General features: G+C 55.1%; 15 protein-coding genes. 7 read left to right on the forward strand and 8 right to left on the reverse strand.

Annotated elements, in window-relative coordinates; genetic code table 11:
• Nucleotides 1-6: 6 nt before the first annotated feature.
• The 8 genes from pqqF to fhuE form a co-directional block, all read right to left on the reverse strand.
• Nucleotides 7-2217 (reverse strand): pyrroloquinoline quinone biosynthesis protein PqqF, encoded by a 2211-nt coding sequence (gene pqqF, locus RAHAQ2_RS23220; RefSeq protein WP_014341826.1) that lies wholly within the window; start codon nucleotides 2215-2217, stop codon nucleotides 7-9.
• Nucleotides 2218-2224: 7 nt separating this feature from the next.
• The gene (pqqE, locus tag RAHAQ2_RS23225; protein WP_014341827.1) at nucleotides 2225-3358 is read right to left on the reverse strand and encodes a pyrroloquinoline quinone biosynthesis protein PqqE; all 1134 of its coding nucleotides are present in this window, start codon (nucleotides 3356-3358) and stop codon (nucleotides 2225-2227) included.
• Nucleotides 3345-3602, reverse strand: coding sequence for a pyrroloquinoline quinone biosynthesis peptide chaperone PqqD (pqqD, locus tag RAHAQ2_RS23230; RefSeq protein WP_037041038.1), 258 nt, complete (start codon nucleotides 3600-3602; stop codon nucleotides 3345-3347). Before pqqD ends, pqqE begins: the two co-directional genes overlap by 14 nt.
• 26 nt (nucleotides 3603-3628) lie before the next feature.
• The gene (gene pqqC, locus RAHAQ2_RS23235; RefSeq protein ID WP_014341829.1) at nucleotides 3629-4396 is read right to left on the reverse strand and encodes a pyrroloquinoline-quinone synthase PqqC; all 768 of its coding nucleotides are present in this window, start codon (nucleotides 4394-4396) and stop codon (nucleotides 3629-3631) included.
• Nucleotides 4397-4408: 12 nt separating this feature from the next.
• On the reverse strand, nucleotides 4409-5320 hold the full coding sequence (gene pqqB, locus RAHAQ2_RS23240) for a pyrroloquinoline quinone biosynthesis protein PqqB (protein ID WP_014341830.1): 912 nt from the start codon (nucleotides 5318-5320) through the stop codon (nucleotides 4409-4411).
• A 57-nt stretch (nucleotides 5321-5377) separates the two neighbouring features.
• Complete coding sequence (gene pqqA / locus RAHAQ2_RS25345) at nucleotides 5378-5449, reverse strand: pyrroloquinoline quinone precursor peptide PqqA (protein ID WP_013578120.1); 72 nt, start codon at nucleotides 5447-5449, stop codon at nucleotides 5378-5380.
• A 170-nt stretch (nucleotides 5450-5619) separates the two neighbouring features.
• A complete protein-coding gene (locus tag RAHAQ2_RS23245; RefSeq protein WP_014341831.1) occupies nucleotides 5620-6657 on the reverse strand; it encodes a dipeptidase in 1038 nt (345 codons plus the stop codon).
• A gap of 723 nt (nucleotides 6658-7380) precedes the next feature.
• Nucleotides 7381-9606: a ferric-rhodotorulic acid/ferric-coprogen receptor FhuE gene (gene fhuE, locus RAHAQ2_RS23255; RefSeq protein ID WP_014341832.1), complete on the reverse strand. Its 2226-nt coding sequence runs from the start codon at nucleotides 9604-9606 to the stop codon at nucleotides 7381-7383.
• A 550-nt stretch (nucleotides 9607-10156) separates the two neighbouring features.
• Here fhuE and RAHAQ2_RS25735 point away from each other — a divergent pair.
• From RAHAQ2_RS25735 to RAHAQ2_RS23285, 7 genes are all read left to right on the forward strand, one after another.
• Nucleotides 10157-10366, forward strand: a complete 210-nt coding sequence (locus tag RAHAQ2_RS25735; protein WP_156105444.1) for a hypothetical protein — start codon at nucleotides 10157-10159, stop codon at nucleotides 10364-10366.
• Nucleotides 10367-10500: 134 nt separating this feature from the next.
• Complete coding sequence (locus RAHAQ2_RS23260) at nucleotides 10501-11403, forward strand: homocysteine S-methyltransferase family protein (RefSeq protein ID WP_014341833.1); 903 nt, start codon at nucleotides 10501-10503, stop codon at nucleotides 11401-11403.
• A gap of 86 nt (nucleotides 11404-11489) precedes the next feature.
• On the forward strand, nucleotides 11490-13031 hold the full coding sequence (locus RAHAQ2_RS23265; protein WP_193785537.1) for an ABC transporter substrate-binding protein: 1542 nt from the start codon (nucleotides 11490-11492) through the stop codon (nucleotides 13029-13031).
• Between the two features lie 94 nt (nucleotides 13032-13125).
• On the forward strand, nucleotides 13126-14064 hold the full coding sequence (locus RAHAQ2_RS23270) for an ABC transporter permease (RefSeq protein ID WP_086935308.1): 939 nt from the start codon (nucleotides 13126-13128) through the stop codon (nucleotides 14062-14064).
• An 18-nt stretch (nucleotides 14065-14082) separates the two neighbouring features.
• Complete coding sequence (locus RAHAQ2_RS23275) at nucleotides 14083-14901, forward strand: ABC transporter permease (protein ID WP_014341836.1); 819 nt, start codon at nucleotides 14083-14085, stop codon at nucleotides 14899-14901.
• Entirely contained in the window at nucleotides 14894-16480 is a 1587-nt protein-coding gene (locus RAHAQ2_RS23280; RefSeq protein WP_014341837.1) for an ABC transporter ATP-binding protein, read from the forward strand. The genes RAHAQ2_RS23275 and RAHAQ2_RS23280 overlap by 8 nt, the downstream gene beginning before the upstream one ends.
• A 242-nt stretch (nucleotides 16481-16722) precedes the next feature.
• Nucleotides 16723-18387, forward strand: coding sequence for a methyl-accepting chemotaxis protein (locus RAHAQ2_RS23285; RefSeq protein WP_014341838.1), 1665 nt, complete (start codon nucleotides 16723-16725; stop codon nucleotides 18385-18387).
• The last annotated feature ends 44 nt before the right edge of the window (nucleotides 18388-18431 follow it).

The following is an 18431-nucleotide window of genomic DNA, read 5'->3' on the forward strand; positions in this document are numbered from 1 at the left end:
TTTTCCTTAACTTCGTCTTCGTGGATAGTGTAGACGAAGAAGAGTTTTTACTCCTCCCCCTGCGGAGGCGCGGAGGGGGTTGTCCGGTTCTCGTACACAGGCGAGCAGTTGTTCTGTTGTCATCGTCGCAACAGACGCTTCATTGATTTCCGGCGCATACGCAAACTCCCTCAGCCACTGTTGCCTCGCTGCTTCCAGCCTGTCCGCAGGCTTCACGCTCAGCGATTCCCGCAGCGCGCCGTACTTTTCTTCCAGTGCTTCGGCGGAAATCTCAGCAACAAGCGCCGGAATGTCAGCGATAAAATCGCCGATAAGCCCCAGCAGCGTTTCTGCGTCATACACTGGCGACTGCAACGCAAACAGAATGCCGGACTGGCGCGCCGTCTGATGGAAACGGCAACTCACCACGTATCCGACATTTTTTTCGACGCGCAATCGCTGGAAGAATTTTGGCTCGAGGAAAGACGCCAGAACCTGCGTGGCGGCCAGACATTCAGCGGTGTTTTCCACCAGCGGGCAGAACATCAGCACGGCGGCATCGTCACCGGCAGCCGGCAACTCATGTACGTTGCCGGACGACCCGCTGACCACTTCCGGCAATGTTGCCAGCAGGGTGCGTATCGCGATATCCGAGTTACGCTGGTGCTGTTCCTGCTCATACAGCCGTTTACCTTGTGCCAGCGCGGTGGGAGAAGGGGCGCGCAGCAGTGCCAGCGCTGTGGCGAGTGTATGTGTTGCCCATGCCTGCGGTCCGCTGAGCTGCAACAAGCCGTTGCCCTGCACATGAGTAAACACCAGAGAATTGCCTTCATGAGCGGATTGCGCGCAAAGCGCCCGCAGGCTGGCGCGGGCGATGCAGGCCTGAAATAAGGTCAGCGGCGCACCGGTTGTGTGGATGCTTTCATCCGTTTTATGTGCGGTTACGGCAGGCGAAAGGTAAAACATAAAGGTTGATTTAGTGACGCTGTCACTTTTTGACTGCCATTCAGTTAAACTGACCGGCAGGGTGAAACCCTGAGCTGGCGCGTTATGCCCGTGAACATCCGGGGCAATCCACAGCCGTGTCATGTTTTCCGGTTTTAGTTCGCTGAGCAATCTCTGCCAGCCATTTTGCGCAGCGGGCGCAAAATCCAGCGTACGGACGCGCAGCTGATCCAGCGGGGTTAAGCGGCTGAAATCGCGACGGGCGAGGGCAGTATAATGCTGTAAATGCCCGGCGCTTAAATCACGGATCTGTTGCAGCCAGTGGCAGAACAGCGTTTCCACACCGGCACGTAACGTGGGCGCAGTGGCGCAGGTCATGAATTCGATGCTGAGGATAGCGTCACCGGCAGAGGCGTACGGCAGCGAAACCCGCACGCTGTCTGCCAGCGCCTGCGTTCGCAGTTGTTCCAGTAAACTGCCCGGCGCTTCATCGGTAAGCAACTGGCGCAATAACGTCAGCGCCGGGCAAGGCGTGACCGGGAACGAAAAACGCAGGCGTGGTGAACTTTCCAGACGCAACTGAAGATAGCGTTCCCGGCTCAGCGCCAGTGGCTGAGTATGCGCCGGTGGGGAACCTTTACCGGCAGCAAAGGCATTACCGTAATGTTCTGCCAGCGCGGTCAGTTCAGCGACAGATTGCGGGCCTTGTAACCATAACGTGAGCAGCCCTGCGGTGAAGAATCGCTGATGATAATGCCTCAGTGCCTGTTGCAGAGCGGAAATGTCCTCACCGAAAGCGGTACGGTGACCGATGTGAAAATCGTGCAGTTGTGCCGGAGCGGCAAAGGCCAGACTCAGCGCGACATCACAAAGGGGATCCGCATGAGCGCTGAGCATGCGGTATTCGGCGTCAATCACGGCCACTTCCTGTTGCACGGCATCCGTCGACAGCAAAGGCTGCACCAGCATATCCATAAGCCGCGCCAGACCCTCTTCAAATTTTGCCGGAATGATCTCGAAAAACCACGCCGTCGAGGTGGCGTGCGTGGTGGCATTGAGTTGTGCGCCCTCCGCCTGCGCCCACATCATCAGCCGGTCCCCGCCCTGAAACCGACGGCTTCCGGCAAACACCACATGCTCAAACAGATGTGCCAGTCCGGGAAATTCCGGCGGTTCGTGGTGGCTTCCGGCATTGAGATGAACAAGCGCGGCAGCGCGTGATGCCTGCGGGTCATGGAGAATATTGACCCGCAATCCGCTGGCCAGTGTCAGGGTGTGTACGGCTGGCAGCATCAGGGTATCAGCCTTTGAAAATCAGCTGAGAGTTCGCGCGGTTGCGGAACTGCAACTGGTTGATCTGAATGTTGGTGCAGTTGGCCTGTTCGCGCGCGGCGAGGATTTTGCCGTGATGCTCAGATTTGGAGCATACCGGATCGGCGTTGTCGGCATTGCCGGTAAGCATAAACGCCTGACAGCGGCAGCCGCCAAAGTCTTTCTCTTTTTCAGAACAGGAGCGGCAGGGTTCCGGCATCCAGTCGAAGCCGCGGTATTTGTTAAAGCCGAAGGAGTCGTACCAGATTTCCTGCAAGGTATTTTCCAGCACCGACGGGAATTCCACCGGCAACTGGCGCGCGCTGTGGCACGGCAGCGCCATGCCTTCCGGCGTCACACTGAGGAATATCGCCCCCCAGCCGCCCATGCAGCCTTTCGGACGCTCTTCGTAATAATCGGGCGTCACAAACAACAGGTTAGCCAGATTACCGGTACCGGCCATTTTTTCGCGGTACTGATGCACCACCTGTTCGGCACGGGCGATCTGCTCACGGGTCGGCAGCAAACCTTCGCGGTTGAGCTGTGCCCAGCCGTAAAACTGACAGGTCGCCAGCTCGACGTCATCGGCTTCCAGCTCGATACTGAGGTCGATAATCTTGTCGATCTGATCGATGTTATGACGGTGCAGCACAAAGTTCAGCACCATCGGATAACCGTGGGCCTTTACCGCTTTGGCCATCTCCAGTTTTTGCCGGAACGCTTTGGCGTTACCGGCCAGCGCGGCGTTCAGCGTTTCATCGCTGGCCTGAAAACTGATCTGGATATGGTCCAGTCCGGCCTCAGCAAAAGCATCAATTTTCTTTTCGGTCAGCCCGATACCGGAGGTGATCAGGTTGGTGTAAAAACCGAGATCCCGCGCGGCACGGATAAGCTCCGGCAAATCTTTACGCACCAGCGGTTCGCCGCCGGAGAAACCGATTTGCACCGCGCCCATTTCCCGCGCTTCTTCGAATACTTTGATCCATTGCGCGGTGGTCAGTTCTTTTTCCTGCTTAGCGAAATCGAGCGGGTTCGAGCAATACGGGCATTGCAGCGGACAGCGGTAGGTCAGTTCGGCCAGCAACCACAGCGGCGGTTTGACCGCAGGTTTAAGCAGGTTCACGGAAGGTAATCCACTTTTGTGCATGGGCCTGAGCGAAGAAATCTTTGACGTCATCATTCACGCCACCGGCTTCCGGAAAGCGCGTATTCAGCTCATCAATGATATTGGCAATTGTCCGCCCGCCATCCACCAGTTGTAAAATGAAGGTCGCACTGTCGTTGAGTTTCGCCATCCCTTCCGGATACAAAATCACATGGCAGTCCTGCGTTTTCTCAAACTGCATGCGGTAGCCGCGACGAAACATCGGCGTGTAGTGTTCGGTAATGGTGATCACAGGAGTCTTCCTTTATGCCAGACCGCCTGCTGCGTCACGCTGTGGTACGGCGGGCGGTTCAGTTCGTAGGCCATGCTCATGGAATCGAGCATGCTCCACAAAATATCGAGTTTGAATTGCAGGATTTCCAGCATGCGCTGTTGTTTTTCGACAGTATCGCAGTACTCCAGTGCCAGTTGCAGGCCGTGTTCGACGTCGCGGTTAGCCTGGCTCAGGCGGCTGCGGAAATAACCGTAACCCTCTTCCTCAATCCATGTGTAATGCTGTGGCCAGGTGTCGAGACGCGCCTGATGGATTTGCGGAGCGAACAGTTCGGTGAGCGAGCTGCACGCAGCTTCCTGCCAGACGGCGCGGCGGGCAAAATTGACGTAGGCATCGACCGCAAAACGCACCCCCGGCAACACCCTTTCTTCTGAAAGCAGCACATCGCGGTCTAACCCCACCGCTTCGCCCAGACGCAGCCAGGCTTCGATACCGCCTTCACTGCCGCCATGTCCGTCGTGATCGAGAATACGCTGCACCCATTTACGGCGTGTTTGCGCATCCGGGCAGTTGGCCATAATCGCCGCGTCTTTCAGCGGAATGCTGGTCTGATAATAGAAACGGTTCGCCACCCAGCCCTGAATTTGCCCGCGGGTCGCCTGACCGTTATGCATCGCAATGTGGTAGGGATGATGGATGTGATAAAACGCGCCTTTGGCACGCAGCGCCTGTTCAAATTCTTGCGGCGTCATCGGTGACGTCTGTGTTGTCGATATGCTCATGGTCGTTTTGCCCTACAGTTCGATGCGCATCCCGTCCCGGCTGACTTCGATGTTTTGTTGCGTCAGCGCCTGCCGCTCGGCAGAGGATTCATTGAGGATCGGGTTGGTATTATTAATATGGATGAGAATTTTGCGTTTTGCCGGAAGTGACGACAGCAGGGCGATCAGCCCTTGTTCTTCGGCAAGCGCCAGATGGCCCATGTCTTTGCCGGTATTGCGGCCGACGCCGGTGGTCGCCAGCTCGTTGTCCTGCCACAGCGTGCCGTCAATCAGCAGGCAATCGGCTTTATGCAGCCATTTCAGCAGTTCATCGTCCGGTTCGCCCAGACCCGGTGCGTACAGCAGCGAGGTGCCGGTTTTTGTGTCTTCAATAAAGAGTGCGATATTGTGGCCGGGGAGCGGTTTGCCGCGGTATTTCGAATACGGTGGCGCGTTGCTCAGCAGCGGAATGGCAGTGAATGTAAGATTCGGGCAGACGGCAACGGAGAAGCGGTTCTCCGGCCTGATAGCGTGGTGTTGCAGGCCGCCATTCCAGTGAGAAAGCATGGTGAAAATCGGGAAACCGGTGGTGAGGTCTTCGTGGACTTCCGGCGTACACCACACCTGATGCGGACAGCCTTCACGCAAATTCAGCAGGCCGGTGCAGTGATCAATCTGGCTGTCGGTCAGGATAATGGAACCAATGGAGGTGCCGCGTAAAACGTCTTGTTTTATCAGTTCCGGCGTGGCGGCAATCTGGTGGCAAATATCCGGCGAGGCGTTACACAGCACCCAGTCGGTGCCATTGTCGCTGACGGCAATCGAAGATTGCGTGCGGGGGGACGTTTTCATGGTGCCATTACGCACACCCTGACAGTTGCTGCAATTGCAGTTCCACTGCGGGAAGCCGCCGCCTGCCGCGGAACCAAGTACGATAATCTGCATGTAAGAACCAGGGGAAAGGGAAGGAAGATGCCCACAGTTAACCGTGGGCATAAAGGCTTAGCGGTTAGAAATGTACAGTGTCACTTCTAAGCCTAAACGCAGGTCTTCGAATGAAGGTTTAGTCCACATAATAACGTCCTCTTGATGATTACAGTGTTAAGTTCATTGCCCCTTTTATTGCGGCAGGTGATCGGCTTATTGTCAAATATCGCTGGTTTGGCTAAAAAATTGTTGCGATGAGCTCAAACCGATATTGCCCTGTAAGCCACAGGGATTAGCGCAAAATATCGGATGAAAAACTATTCACCCCAGGTTTGCTTTAATACTTTCAGCCAGTTGCGGTACGCGATTTTTTCGATCAATGCATCGCCGTATCCCGCATCAGACATAGCCTGAAGCAGCAACGGTAATCCGGCGACATCACCGAGCGTATCCGGCACATTGATACCGTCGAAATCCGAACCAAAACCGACATTTTCTTCCCCCAGTTTACCAACAAGGTTATCAAGATGTTTAACAATTTCGGTGATAGGGGTGTCGCCGTTGCGTTTTCCATCCGCCCGCAGAAAAGCCGTGCCGAAATTAACGCCAACGAAGCCGTTGCTTTCGGCAATGGCAGCCAGTTGTTTATCGGTCAGATTACGCGGTTGCGGACATAACGCGTGCACATTTGAATGGGTGGCTACCAGCGGCGCATCGCTGAATTTTGCCGTCTGCCAGAAGGCTTTTTCGTTCATGTGCGAGACATCGAACAGAATCCTTTTCCGGTTACATTCATGCAGCAATCCAAGCCCGGCGGGCGTCAGGCCATCTCCGGTATCCGGTGATCCCGGGAAATCGCCCTTAACGCCGGTACCAAACTGGTTGGGTAAGTTCCATAACGGGCCGATGCTGCGCAGCCCCTTTTCATACCAGCGCTCCAGCCGCGAGAAATCATCGCCGAGTGCTTCCGCCCCTTCGATATGCATCACCATCGCCAGCACATTCTGTGTAATACACGCTTCAATTTCACCGACCGTCCGGCAGATTTTTGCCCGCCCGGCGGACTGCGTTTCAAGGCGTTCCAGCAGTGAAATCTGTGCCTGAGTAATGGCAAAAGCGTCATGAGGTTCCGCAGGTGAATCGGGCTTCAGTTGTGGCATATATGAAGCAGGTGGTACGAAAATGGCAAATAACCCACCTGCGAAACCACCCAGACGACAGCGCCTGAAATCGAGATGTCCTTCCAGTGAGCCATCAAGAAACAAGGCAGCAGGATCTGCTGCATCATGCAGCCACAGGCGGAGTAACAGGTCGTTATGACCATCAAAGACAGGGGGATGAGGGATGGTGTTCATGATGTTAATGGTACTTTATAAAAGCATGTTGAAACATGGGGAATTATGTAAGTTTTGGTTTTTTTGCACGGATCGGTGCAAAGGGGGCGATTTTAAAATCAATGTCCAGGTCAAGGTCAAGACCGTGGGCGTCGGCCCACACCGACTTGGGGGGCGGCCTATCGCCGCCACCCCCCAAGACCCCCCGGGCTCTTTTACTGCGCGCTGTCGCAGGCACGACGGACATGTTCTGGTGCAATAGTGAGTGGCGCAAATCCAGGTGCTTCGCACTGCCTTCTCTCGGTCTTCGAGCCACAGGTCTCGAAGCCGCTCCGTTCAGCTGAATTTTGAGCACGCCAATCAACCTTTTTAAAAGATAAAAAACAGTATGCCGTTGAATTTAAGATCGTGGGGGCGATTCAGAAAGCTTGCTGAACGGAGCGGCCTGAAGACCTCAGGCTTCAGGACCGAGAGAAGGTACCGCGCAGCGGCAAGATTTCCAGCCTGTCGCGGAGATACCTGAAACATAGCCAGCGAGCGGAGCGCGTATTGAAAAAGCGAGGGGAGTTCAGAGGGGAAAAGCCTTTCCCCTCTGGTCGGTTTCGGCGCAGCGCGTCATGTGACCGCAGCACTTGAGAAACCGAAATATTCTCGATCCAGCCATCACGGCGAGTGAGAAACCGAAATATACCCGTTCTGCCCTCACTGCAAGTGATAAGCCGCAATTGCTGCGGCCTCAGCAAATCAGAAACTATAGCTCGCCGTCACCGACACATTTCTCGGTTCACCGTAAACCACATACTGGTTCACACTGGTGTCATATTCTTTGTCAAACAGGTTGTTGACGTTGGCCTGCACCGCCAGTTGTCGGGTGACCTGATAACGGCTGAACAGGTTAACCAGCGCATAACTGCCTTGCTCGGCATAGCGCGTACCGTTGCCGCTTGGGCCAGGAACCGTATCCCAGACATGTGTCTGCCAGTTCACGCCACCGCCGACGGTCAGATCCTGCAACATCGGCAGACGGTAGCTTGAGAACAGTTTCAACTGGGTGCGCGGCAGTTGCGGGTTCACCGCATCGCCATTTTCATCTTCTGCAATGTAACGGGTGCCGCCGAACGTCATCTGCCAGTTATCGGTCAGTGCGCCGTTCACTTCAAATTCTACGCCACGGCTGACGGTGCCATTTTTACCTTCGTAAGCGGTATCGGTCGTGCCCGGAATAACGCGGCCAGTACTTTGCGCGACGTTATCCAGTTCCGCGCGGAAGATGGACACGGAAGCCGTCAGACGGCTGTTGAACCAGTCGGATTTCACGCCCGCTTCGTAGTTTTTGCCGATGACCGGTGACAGATACCCGCCGTTGATATCGCGGTAAGTCTGTGGCTGGAACACTGACGTATAGCTCGCATAAGTCGACCAGGTATCGTTGATGTCAAACACCAGACCCGCGTACGGCGTGATGTTGTTCTTCTCGATCTGATCGGTGAGCGTGTGCGAATTCCAGTTGGTGTAACGTGCGCCAACGATCAGGTGCAGCGGGTCGGCCAGCGAAAGACGCGTCGCGACGTAAGCCGATTTCTGACGAATAACATTTTCTTCCGCCAGCGTGCGCGGGGCCCAGTCGGTTTCAGGGAATTGTCCGTTGAAATCGTTAAAGTTGCCCAGTTCTTCGGTTGAGATATTGGCAAATGAACTGTAATACGTGTTCTGCTGTTTGCTGTAGCTCACCCCGGTCATCAGTTCATGCTGACGGCCAAACAGTTCGTACGGACCGCTGGCGAAGGCGTCCACGCCATCGACTTTTCGTTTACCGGTGTTATAGCCGGTACCGGCGACGACCGGATAACCGGCATAAGCGGATTCCCCCACGCCGGTGGTTTTATCGAATGTCCCGTCGATATACATCATCTTACTGTCAATATGGGATTCGGTATGCGTGCCGTTCAGGGTGGCCTGCCAGCCGTTATCGAACGACTGCTTCAGGGTGGTGAAGAGTTTGGTGGTTTCTTTATCGCTGTATGCCCAGTCCGGGGCGGAGTTAAAGCCGCGACGATAATCGGTTTTGCTGCCGTCCAGATACCAGCGCGGCATACCGCCCCAGGTCGGGCTGTCGGTGTTGGTTTGCTGGAATTCGTAGCCTGCGGACAGCAGGGTGGAATCGGTGAGGTCGGCATCGACGGTGGCGTAAACGAATTTTTTGGTTGCGCCGTAACGCTCAACGTAGCTGTTTTTATCCTGATAACCGGTGACCAGACGGCCACGCACGCTGCCGGATGCGTTGAGCGGCGTCGATAAATCGGCCACATAACGTTGTTTATTCCAGCTGCCGTAAGTAGCCGAAACATTGCCGGTGAATTCTTTGCTGTCGGCGTGTTTACGCACCTGGTTGACGGAGGCCGACGGGTTGCCTGGTCCTGTCATCAGGCCGGTTGCGCCGCGCACGACTTCGATACGGTCATAAATCGCCGTGTCAGATTGCGAATCGCCCAGATCCCAGCGTGGATCGAAGGTGGTCGGAATGTTATCGACCATGTAGTTGTCGATCAGAAAGCCACGGGCGTAATAAGTGCGACGGTCAAGGTCCGAGACGCTTTCCTGAATACCGGTGGTGTTTCTCAGCACATCACCCAAAGATTGTAACTGCTGATCCTGCATGCGCTGCTTGCTGATGATACTGACGGACTGCGGAATATCGCGCGCCGTCAGGGTCATTTTTGTGCCTGCGGTGGTGACCGGAACACTGTAATCGGTGGCGGCGGTATCCGTTGCGGAGGTGCTATTGTTCCCGCCGGTCACCACAACGGTATCGCCCGCCGTTTTTTTAGCCGTTGTTTCTGCGGCATAAGCAGAATGCAATGACGACGACATTAACAACGCGATCACTGAAAGTGAAAGTTTCTTTCCTGAATTATTATCAATGTTTTGTTTATTGTTCCTGACAGCGCAATTCCCTGAAAAGACACACATAACTATTCTCCACACGGTTATTTTATTATTTTTTAAGCCACTGCAATTTTGTATTTATACGGCTCTCTCAGCATGAATCACCCCTCCGGGATCTCCGGATAGAAAGACTGGAAAGGAAGAATTTCAGGTTGAGTCAATAAAGCGAATGAGAATAATACGCATTGAGTTTACGAGTGTAAATAAGTATTACAGACGGGGGCCGTCCACACTGGCCTTTTAAGATCAAGACCGTGGGCGTCGGCCCACACCGACCAGAGACCCGGTAACGCGCGGGCCTCTGGACTCCGCGCTTTTTCACTACGCGCTGTCGCGGGCACGATGGACGTGTTTCGTGGCTATAGTAAGTGGCGCAAATCCAGGTGCTTCGCACTGCCTTCTCTCGGTCTTCGAGCCACAGGTCTCGAAGCCGCTCCGTTCAGCTGGATTTTGAGCACGCCAATCAACCTTTTTAAAAGATGAAAAACAGTCTGCCGTTGATTTTTAAGATCGTGCGGGCGATTCAGAAAGCTTGCTGAGTGAGAGGTTGCAGACCTGAGGCTGCAATCCCGAAATGAAGGCACCGCGCAGCGGCAAGATTTCCAGCCTGTCGCTGTGCTACCTGAAACATGGCCAGCGAGCGATAGCGCGTGTTGAAAAAGCGAAGGGAGATCCAAGAGGGAAAAAGCACTTTTCCCTCTTGGTCGGTTTCGGCGCAGCACGTCATGTGACCGCAGCACTTAAGGAACCGAAATATTCTCGATCCACCCCTCCCGGCGAGTGAAACCAGTTTGTCATTAAAAACCCACCTTTTAGCCATTAAGAAATCTAGACATCTAAACGTTCGTTTTGTAGAGTGTCTCCACCTCCCGGATTAACGATTGATTCGGTTAAGAAAAACACAATGGTGGTGGCACAATGATCAGTAACATTAAAATCCTTGATGGTGGCATGGGCCGCGAACTGGCCCGGATGGGGGCTCCTTTTCGCCAGCCTGAATGGTCTGCGCTGGCGCTGATGCAGGCGCCGGAATTTGTGCGGGCCGCTCACGATGCTTTTATTGCTGCCGGTTCTCAGGTCATCACCACCAACAGTTACGCCGTTGTGCCGTTCCACGTGGGTGAAGAGATTTTTGCGGAGCAGGGCGCTGCGCTGATTGCGCTCTCCGGCAAGCTGGCTCGTGAGGCGGCGGAGGCGGCACCGGCTGCCGTGCAGGTCGCGGGTTCGCTCCCTCCGGTTCTCGGATCTTATCGCCCGGATCTGTTCGAGCCGGTGGCGGCCAAAAAATTACTGCAAGTGCTGGTGGATAATCTGACGGACAGTGTCGATGTCTGGCTGGCGGAGACGCAAAGCTCTGTCGCAGAAGTCGAAGCGGTGCGCGATGTGCTGGGCGATGACCCGCGTCCGCTGTGGCTGTCTTTCACCTTGCAGGATAATCCCGACGATCAGGGTAATGCGCTGCTGCGCTCCGGTGAATCCGTTGGCGATGCGGTCAGTGCGGCGCTGCGGGTTTCTGCGGCGGCGGTGCTGTTCAATTGCAGCCGCCCTGAGGTGATGGCGACGGCGGTGAAAACTGCACGAGCGGCGCTGACGACGCAGGGATCTCAGCTTGATATCGGCGTTTATGCCAATGCGTTCGAGCCTTCCGATAATAAACGCGGCGCCAATGAAGGGTTGAGCAAAATGCGTCAGGACACCGATCCTGCCGGTTATCTTGATTTCGCGAAAGACTGGGTAGCGCAGGGTGCGACCCTGGTCGGCGGTTGTTGCGGGATCGGGCCGGAACATATTGCCGCGCTGAAACAGGCCTTCGCCAAATAATATCCATAACCCGAAAACATCCATAAAAACAATAAAACACACATTAATGCTGAAGATGCACTCTTCGCAGACAGGGAAAACACATGATTGATCGTCGTTCGTTTATTAAAAGTGCGGGGGCACTTTCCGTTGCTGCGGCTACCCATTCTCTGTGGCTGGGCAATGCCTTTGCTGCGGAGGCAGAAAAACCGAAAAAAGGCGGCCATCTGGTCGTCGGCGTGGACAATGCCTCCAGCACCGACCGTCTGGATCCGGCATTCTGGTTCGAAACTTACATGTATTTCGTCGGTTCTCAGATGTTTAACAATCTGGTGGAAATCGACGAAAACGCCAGACTGGCACCGTCACTGGCTGAAGCCTGGGCCTCCACCGATGGCAGCAAAACCTGGGTGCTGAAAATTCGCCAGGGCGTACAGTTCCACGATGGCCGCTCGCTGGGCGCGAAAGATGTGGTGTATTCCCTGAATCACCATCGTGGTGAGAAATCCACCTCGCCGGTGAAAGGGTATCTGGATACCGTCAGTTCAATTGAAGCCACCGGCGACCATGAAGTCACGATTAAACTCACCGCGCCGGACGTTGAATTTGTCTGGCTGCTGAGCGCCGTGCATTTCGCCATTACCGCTGAAAATGAAAACTTTGATAAAGGCATCGGCACCGGCGCATTTATCCTTGAGAAATTCCAGCCGGGCGTGTCCACGCTGACCAAACATAATCCGAACTACTGGAACAGCGAACGCGGGCATGTCGATTCTGTCGAAACGCTGGCGATGAACGATTCAACGGCCCGCGTGGCAGCACTGGTCAGTGGTTCGGCGCAACTGATTAACCGTGTGAATCCGCGCATTGTCAGCCGCATCGAACGTATGCCGAACCTGAAACTGGTACGGGCGAAAGACAGCATGATTTACACCTTCCCCGGGCTGTCAAATCTGGCACCGTTCGATAATGTTGATGGCCGTCTGGCGCTGAAATACGCCATCGATCGTCAGAAAATTATCGACACCGTGCTTGGCGGTTACGCCAGCGTGGCGAACGACAACCCGATTTTCCCGTCGAACCGTTATTTTGCAAAAGATATCCCGCAGCGTCCGTACGATCCTGAAAAAGCGCAGTTCCACTGGAAGAAATCCGGTTTCAGCGGTCCGCTGACGCTGAATGTCGCCGATGCCGGTTTCCCTGGCGCGGTCGATGCCGGTCAGCTTTATCAGCAATCTGCCGCCAAAGCCGGCATTAACCTGAATGTGGTGCGCGTGCCCGACGATGCGTTCTGGAATGATATCTGGCAGAAGAAAGCCTTTGTGTCGTCGAACTGGGCGAACCGTCCGACCGCTGATGCGCTGCTTTCTCTGGTGTTCACCAGCCAGTCTTCATGGAATGAATCGGCGTGGCACGTACCGGCATTCGATGCGATGGTCAAAGCCGCACGCGGTGAAGCAGACGAGGCACGCCGCAAACAGATTTATCATGACATTCAGGTAATGCTGGTTGATCAGGGAAGCGAAATCATCCCGCTGTATGCCGATGCACTCGACGGTTGTTCCGCCAAAATCAAGGGGTTCACTTCCGTTCCGGGGATGCCGCTCAGTGGTAACCGTGCGGCAGAGAAAGTCTGGATTGAAGGCTGAACCGGGTAAAAATATGTCTGACTTATCTGCACAACAGAAAGTGACTCAACGGCCTGCGGGCCGTTTTTCGCCACACCGTTCCGGCTTGCTGAGCATGGTGCTGGTGCGGCTGTTCTATGGCGTGCTGGTGGTGCTGGCGGTTTCCATGCTGATTTTTGCCGGTGTGCAGCTGCTGCCGGGCAATGCGGCGACGGCGATCCTCGGTCAGAGCGCCACGCCGGATGCCATTCGCGAACTGAATCTCCAGCTTGGGCTGGATAAACCGGCGGTCAGCCGCTATCTGAGCTGGTTGTTTGGCGTGCTGCACGGTGATTTTGGCACCAGTTTTTCTACCCGTGAAGCCATCAGCGGCCCGCTGTTTACCCGTCTGGGTAATACGCTGTTTCTGGCCGGATGCACCGCCGCGATTGCGGTTCCTCTGGCGCTGCTGATCGGGTTTATTTCCGTGCGTTATCACGGCAGCGTCATTGATACGCTGCTCAACGCCATCACCCGCGCCACGGTGGCGCTGCCGGAATTTTTCTCCGGTTATTTGCTGATCCTGATATTTGCCATCACGCTGGCGTGGGCACCAAGCAACAGCAGTATCACTGCGGATATGCCGCTGACCGCCAAACTCTCCGCCATTTCCCTGCCGTGCGCCACGCTGGTACTGGCGATCCTCGGCCATATGAGCAACATGACCCGCGTCGCGCTGATAGCCGCGCAAAGTTCGGCGTATGTGGATACCGCGTTGCTCAAAGGGCTGTCGCCGTCGCGTATTTTATGGCGTCACGTATTGCCCAATGCTGTGGGGCCGATCATCAACGTCGTGGCGATCAATCTGGCCTATCTGATGGTCGGTGTGGTGATTGTCGAGAACGTATTTGTTTATCCGGGACTCGGGCAGTACATGGTCGACAGCATCAGCAAACGCGATATTCCGGTGATGCAGGATTGCGCGCTGTTGCTGGCAGGTATTTATATCCTGCTGAATTTGCTGGCGGATGTAATGGCGCTGGTCGCTAATCCACGTTTACGCCACAACCGCTGAATCTTAGGAATTGCTGTAATGCCTGCATTAAAACCTGCTTCGATACTTGGCCTGCTGGTGCTGAGCCTGTTTATCCTTATCGCCATTTTTGCTCCGTGGCTGGCTCCGCACGCGCCGGATCAGACCCTCGGCATGTCGTGGGATTTACCGGGTCCTGATTCTGTTCTGGGCACCGATAATCTCGGCCGTGATCTGCTTTCCCGCCTGATCTGGGGCACCCGTGTTTCCCTGGGTGTGACCACACTGGCGGCGCTGGTGGCGTTTATCGTCGGTTGTACGTTCGGGTTTATTGCCGGACTGCGTGGCGGCTGGCTGGATCAGGTGATTTCCCGCTGCAACGATATCGTGATGGCTATCCCGACGCTGATCCTGGCGCTGATCGTGCTGGCTGTTTTGCCGAAAACCATTCTGGTGCTGACGCTGGTACTTGGCCTGCTGGAATCGACCCGTGTGCTGCGCGTGGCACGCTCCCTCGCGGTGGATATCGGTGTGATGGAGTTTGTCGACGTGGCGCGGTTGCGCGGTGAAAGTCTCGGCTGGATCCTCGGGCATGTGATTTTACCCAATGCGCTCCAGACGCTGATTGCCGAATTCGGCCTGCGTTTTATTTTTATTCTGCTGTTTCTCTCGGCGCTGTCATTCCTCGGACTGGGTATTCAGCCACCGACCGCTGACTGGGGCGGGCTGGCGCGCGATAATAAAGACGGTATTTTGTTTGGCGTCTGGGCGGCGCTGGTGCCAGGGGGCGCAATCGCGGTACTGGCACTGGCAGTCAACGCTGTGGCGGACTGGCTGATGAGCGGCGAGCGTCGTGTGTGGGGAAAAAAGCATGAATGAGCACGTACTGAATGTCGAAAACCTGTGTGTGGTGTCGCAGGGTAAAAATCCGCGCACGCTGGTGGATTGCGTCTCTTTCACCGTGAAGCGCGGCGAAGTGCTGGGTCTGATCGGCGAATCGGGCGCAGGCAAATCCACCATCGGGCTGGCCATTCTCGGGCATTGCCGTCAGGGGATGCGCATTCATTCCGGCAAAATTGCGTTCAGCGGGCGGGAACTGACTTCGCTTTCTGAGCGCCAGTTGCGTCAGGTGCGTGGCAGACAGATTGCTTATGTCGCGCAGTCTGCCGGAGCGGCGTTTAATCCGGCGATCACTCTCGGCGAGCAGGTCATTGAGGCGGCGCTGAAACACAATGTGTATCCCCGCCAGCAGGCGCAGGCCAAAGCCATTGCTCTGTTTGAACAGCTCGGCCTGCCGGATCCACAGGCGTTTTATCAGCGTTATCCGCATCAGGTCTCCGGCGGACAGTTACAGCGCGCGATGATTGCCATGGCGCTGTGTGCCGGGCCTGAATTGTTGATTTTCGATGAGCCGACCACTGCGCTGGATGTCACCACCCAGCTCGGCGTGCTGAAAGCCATCAGCGATGTGATCCGCCTTTCCGGCGTCGCGGCGATTTACATCAGCCATGATCTGGCGGTCGTGGCGCAGATAAGCGATCACATCATGGTGTTGCAGCATGGTAAAACTGTTGAACAGGCGGAAACGGCGCAATTGCTGAGCCAGCCACAACAGGATTACACCCGCCGTTTGCTGCACGCGCAGGGCGGGAACAAAACGCCGCAAACGGGCCCTGCACCCGTCGCGCTGGATATCAGTAACATCAGTGCGCGCTATCATGCACAGCCGGTACTGCAAAATATTTCGCTGAGTTTGCCGCGCGGGCGCACGCTGGCGGTGATCGGTGAGTCCGGTTCGGGGAAATCGACGCTCGGTAAAGTGATTTGCGGGCTGCTTACGCAGGAAAGCGGGGAAATCAGCCTGAATCAGCAAGTATTACCCGCCAGTTTGCGCCAGCGCAGCCGCGTCCAGTTGCGCGATGTACAACTGATCCATCAGATCCCCGACACGGCGCTGGATCCGAAAGAGCGCATTGGCGGTCAGATTTCCCGTGTACTGGCCTGCTTTACCACCCTGAACCGCAGCCAGCGCGAGGCCCGGGTGAGTGAATTGCTGGCGCAGGTCGGATTACATGCCGAACTGGCGGCGCGTTTCCCCGCCGCACTTTCGGGCGGGCAAAAACAGCGTGTGTGTATTGCGCGGGCGCTGGCGGCGGAGCCAAAAATTATCGTTTGCGATGAACCCACCTCAGCGCTCGACCCGTTAGTCGCCCGTGATGTGCTGGCGTTACTGCGCCAGATCCAGCAGGAAACCGGCATTTCTTACCTGTTTATTACCCACGATTTGCAGGTAGTGCGTGAAATTGCCGATGAGGTCGCGGTGCTCAAACAGGGCGTGATTGTGCGTCAGGGACCGGTCGCCTCCGCACTGGCCGAACCGCTGGATGATTACACCCGCGAGTTGCTGCGATCCGTGCCTGAAATGCGGGTTGGCTGGCTTGAGGAAATGTTTGCCTGATTAATACTCGTCCTCCTGCCCGGCGGTTTCGTTGTGCTCCTCCCCCTTCGCAGGGGAGGGAGCTAAACGGTCATCCTTCTTTACACTTTCTCAATATTTACGTCACTAAAGATTCCCTTATTTATACCGATAACCCCTGTTGAATTAAATAAATCATTAAAATGTAGTTCCGCTATGTAATCAATATATTGAATTATTTTTCATGTTATTTGTTTTATTGGCAGGAAATAAGGGAAATAAAAATGTATAAACTCATCAACAATATGCGTGTCGGTGCCCGTTTAGGGGCAGCATTCGGTCTTATCATTTTGCTTTTGTTCATTGTCAGCGGCATCGCAATCACAAAAATAAGCAGCATTAACAGCAGTATTGAACAAATAGTCAACGATCGTTACGTGAAAGTCCGGCTGGCATTTGACGTCCGCGACGGCGTAAATGACCAGATTAAATATCTGCGCGGCATCGTTATTGATACTAAAAATCCGGAGCAAAATAAGAAGCGTTATTTGCAACTGGATGACACGGTAAAAAAGACCAATGTCGCGATGGATAAAATCGCCGCGATCCAATCCACCGTAACGGGCAAGCAGAAAATTAAAGCGTTGCAGGAGGCGGGTGAAACGTTTGAGGCTGCGAAAGAGCAACTGATTGCCTTAGCCCGTGCCGGTGATATGGACGGCGCGACCGAATATGTTCTGCGTAAACTGACTACCTCGCAAAATGCGTATCTGGATCTGGCGACCGCTTTTGCCACCTCTCAGGATCAGCAACTGCAAGCTGAAGGTAAAACAGCGGTAGCCGATGGTGCCACCGCCATTCAGCTGACGTTGATTTTCTCCACGCTGGCCATTTTAATGGCGGCCGCGCTGGGTTATTTCCTGAGTCGTTCAATCACCCGTCCGCTGCATACTGCGGTGAAAGTGGCTGAAAACGTGGCGGCAGGGGATCTGACCACACAAATTCTGGTGACTTCGCAGGATGAAACCGGGCAGCTCATGCAGGGGCTGAAAAACATGAATGAAAACCTGCTGAAAATCGTCACCGAAGTGCGCGCAGGCACTCATGCCATCACCAGTGCATCCAGCGAAATTGCTGCCGGAAACCTCGATTTGTCTTCCCGTACCGAACAGCAGGCCAGTTCGCTGGAAGAAACTGCGTCGGCGATGGAACAGATGACCGCAACGGTGAAACAGAATGCCGATAACGCACGGCAGGCCAATCAGCTGGCGGCGCAGGCTTCCCGCGTGGCGGTGCAGGGCGGTGAAGTGGTGGGCGAAGTGGTGAACACGATGGAAGGTATCAATACTTCCTCGCGCAAAATCGTCGATATCATTGCCGTGATTGACGGCATTGCTTTCCAGACCAACATTCTGGCACTGAACGCTGCCGTTGAAGCGGCCCGTGCCGGTGAGCAGGGGCGCGGCTTTGCCGTGGTGGCATCCGAAGTGCGTAATCTGGCGCAACGCTCTGCCAGTGCCGCCAAAGAGATCAAAGTGCTGATCGACGATTCTGTAGCGAAAGTGGATAACGGCACGCAACTGGTCGCCAAAGCCGGGGCCACCATGGCGGAAGTGGTGTCCAGTGTGAGAAATGTGACTGACATTGTGGGCGAAATTGCGATTGCCAGTAACGAACAAAGCACCGGTATCGAAGAGATCAACAAAGCCATCACTCAGATGGATGAAGTGACCCAGCAGAACGCCGCATTAGTGCAGGAAGCTTCTTCGGCGGCGTATTCGCTCAATGAGCAGGCTGAGCGTTTATCACAGGCGATCAGCATCTTTAAAGTCAGCGCCGGTTCGGCGACGGCAGCGGTGCGTAAAGCCGGGCAGACAAAATCTCCCGCCTTGCTGTCAAATCGTCAGCCGGTTCCGGCCGCTGATCAGGGCAACTGGGAAACGTTCTAAATCTCCTTTAGTTTCCCAAAATTTTCCGTTTCATGTTTAAAACC

The organism is Rahnella aquatilis CIP 78.65 = ATCC 33071, from assembly GCF_000241955.1.
Taxonomy (GTDB): domain Bacteria; phylum Pseudomonadota; class Gammaproteobacteria; order Enterobacterales; family Enterobacteriaceae; genus Rahnella; species Rahnella aquatilis.

What these genes read in the sequence shown, in the direction of transcription:
- pqqF (WP_014341826.1), bottom strand. Translation starts at nt 2,217, where the DNA reads ATGCTGCCAGCCGTACACACCCTGACACTGGCCAGCGGATTGCGGGTC.
- pqqD (WP_037041038.1), bottom strand. Translation starts at nt 3,602, where the DNA reads ATGTTTCGTCGCGGCTACCGCATGCAGTTTGAGAAAACGCAGGACTGC.
- pqqC (WP_014341829.1), bottom strand. Translation starts at nt 4,396, where the DNA reads ATGAGCATATCGACAACACAGACGTCACCGATGACGCCGCAAGAATTT.
- pqqB (WP_014341830.1), bottom strand. Translation starts at nt 5,320, where the DNA reads ATGCAGATTATCGTACTTGGTTCCGCGGCAGGCGGCGGCTTCCCGCAG.
- RAHAQ2_RS23245 (WP_014341831.1), bottom strand. Translation starts at nt 6,657, where the DNA reads ATGAACACCATCCCTCATCCCCCTGTCTTTGATGGTCATAACGACCTG.
- fhuE (WP_014341832.1), bottom strand. Translation starts at nt 9,606, where the DNA reads ATGTGTGTCTTTTCAGGGAATTGCGCTGTCAGGAACAATAAACAAAAC.
- RAHAQ2_RS25735 (WP_156105444.1), top strand. Translation starts at nt 10,157, where the DNA reads ATGAAGGCACCGCGCAGCGGCAAGATTTCCAGCCTGTCGCTGTGCTAC.
- RAHAQ2_RS23260 (WP_014341833.1), top strand. Translation starts at nt 10,501, where the DNA reads ATGATCAGTAACATTAAAATCCTTGATGGTGGCATGGGCCGCGAACTG.
- RAHAQ2_RS23270 (WP_086935308.1), top strand. Translation starts at nt 13,126, where the DNA reads ATGGTGCTGGTGCGGCTGTTCTATGGCGTGCTGGTGGTGCTGGCGGTT.
- RAHAQ2_RS23275 (WP_014341836.1), top strand. Translation starts at nt 14,083, where the DNA reads ATGCCTGCATTAAAACCTGCTTCGATACTTGGCCTGCTGGTGCTGAGC.
- RAHAQ2_RS23280 (WP_014341837.1), top strand. Translation starts at nt 14,894, where the DNA reads ATGAATGAGCACGTACTGAATGTCGAAAACCTGTGTGTGGTGTCGCAG.
- RAHAQ2_RS23285 (WP_014341838.1), top strand. Translation starts at nt 16,723, where the DNA reads ATGTATAAACTCATCAACAATATGCGTGTCGGTGCCCGTTTAGGGGCA.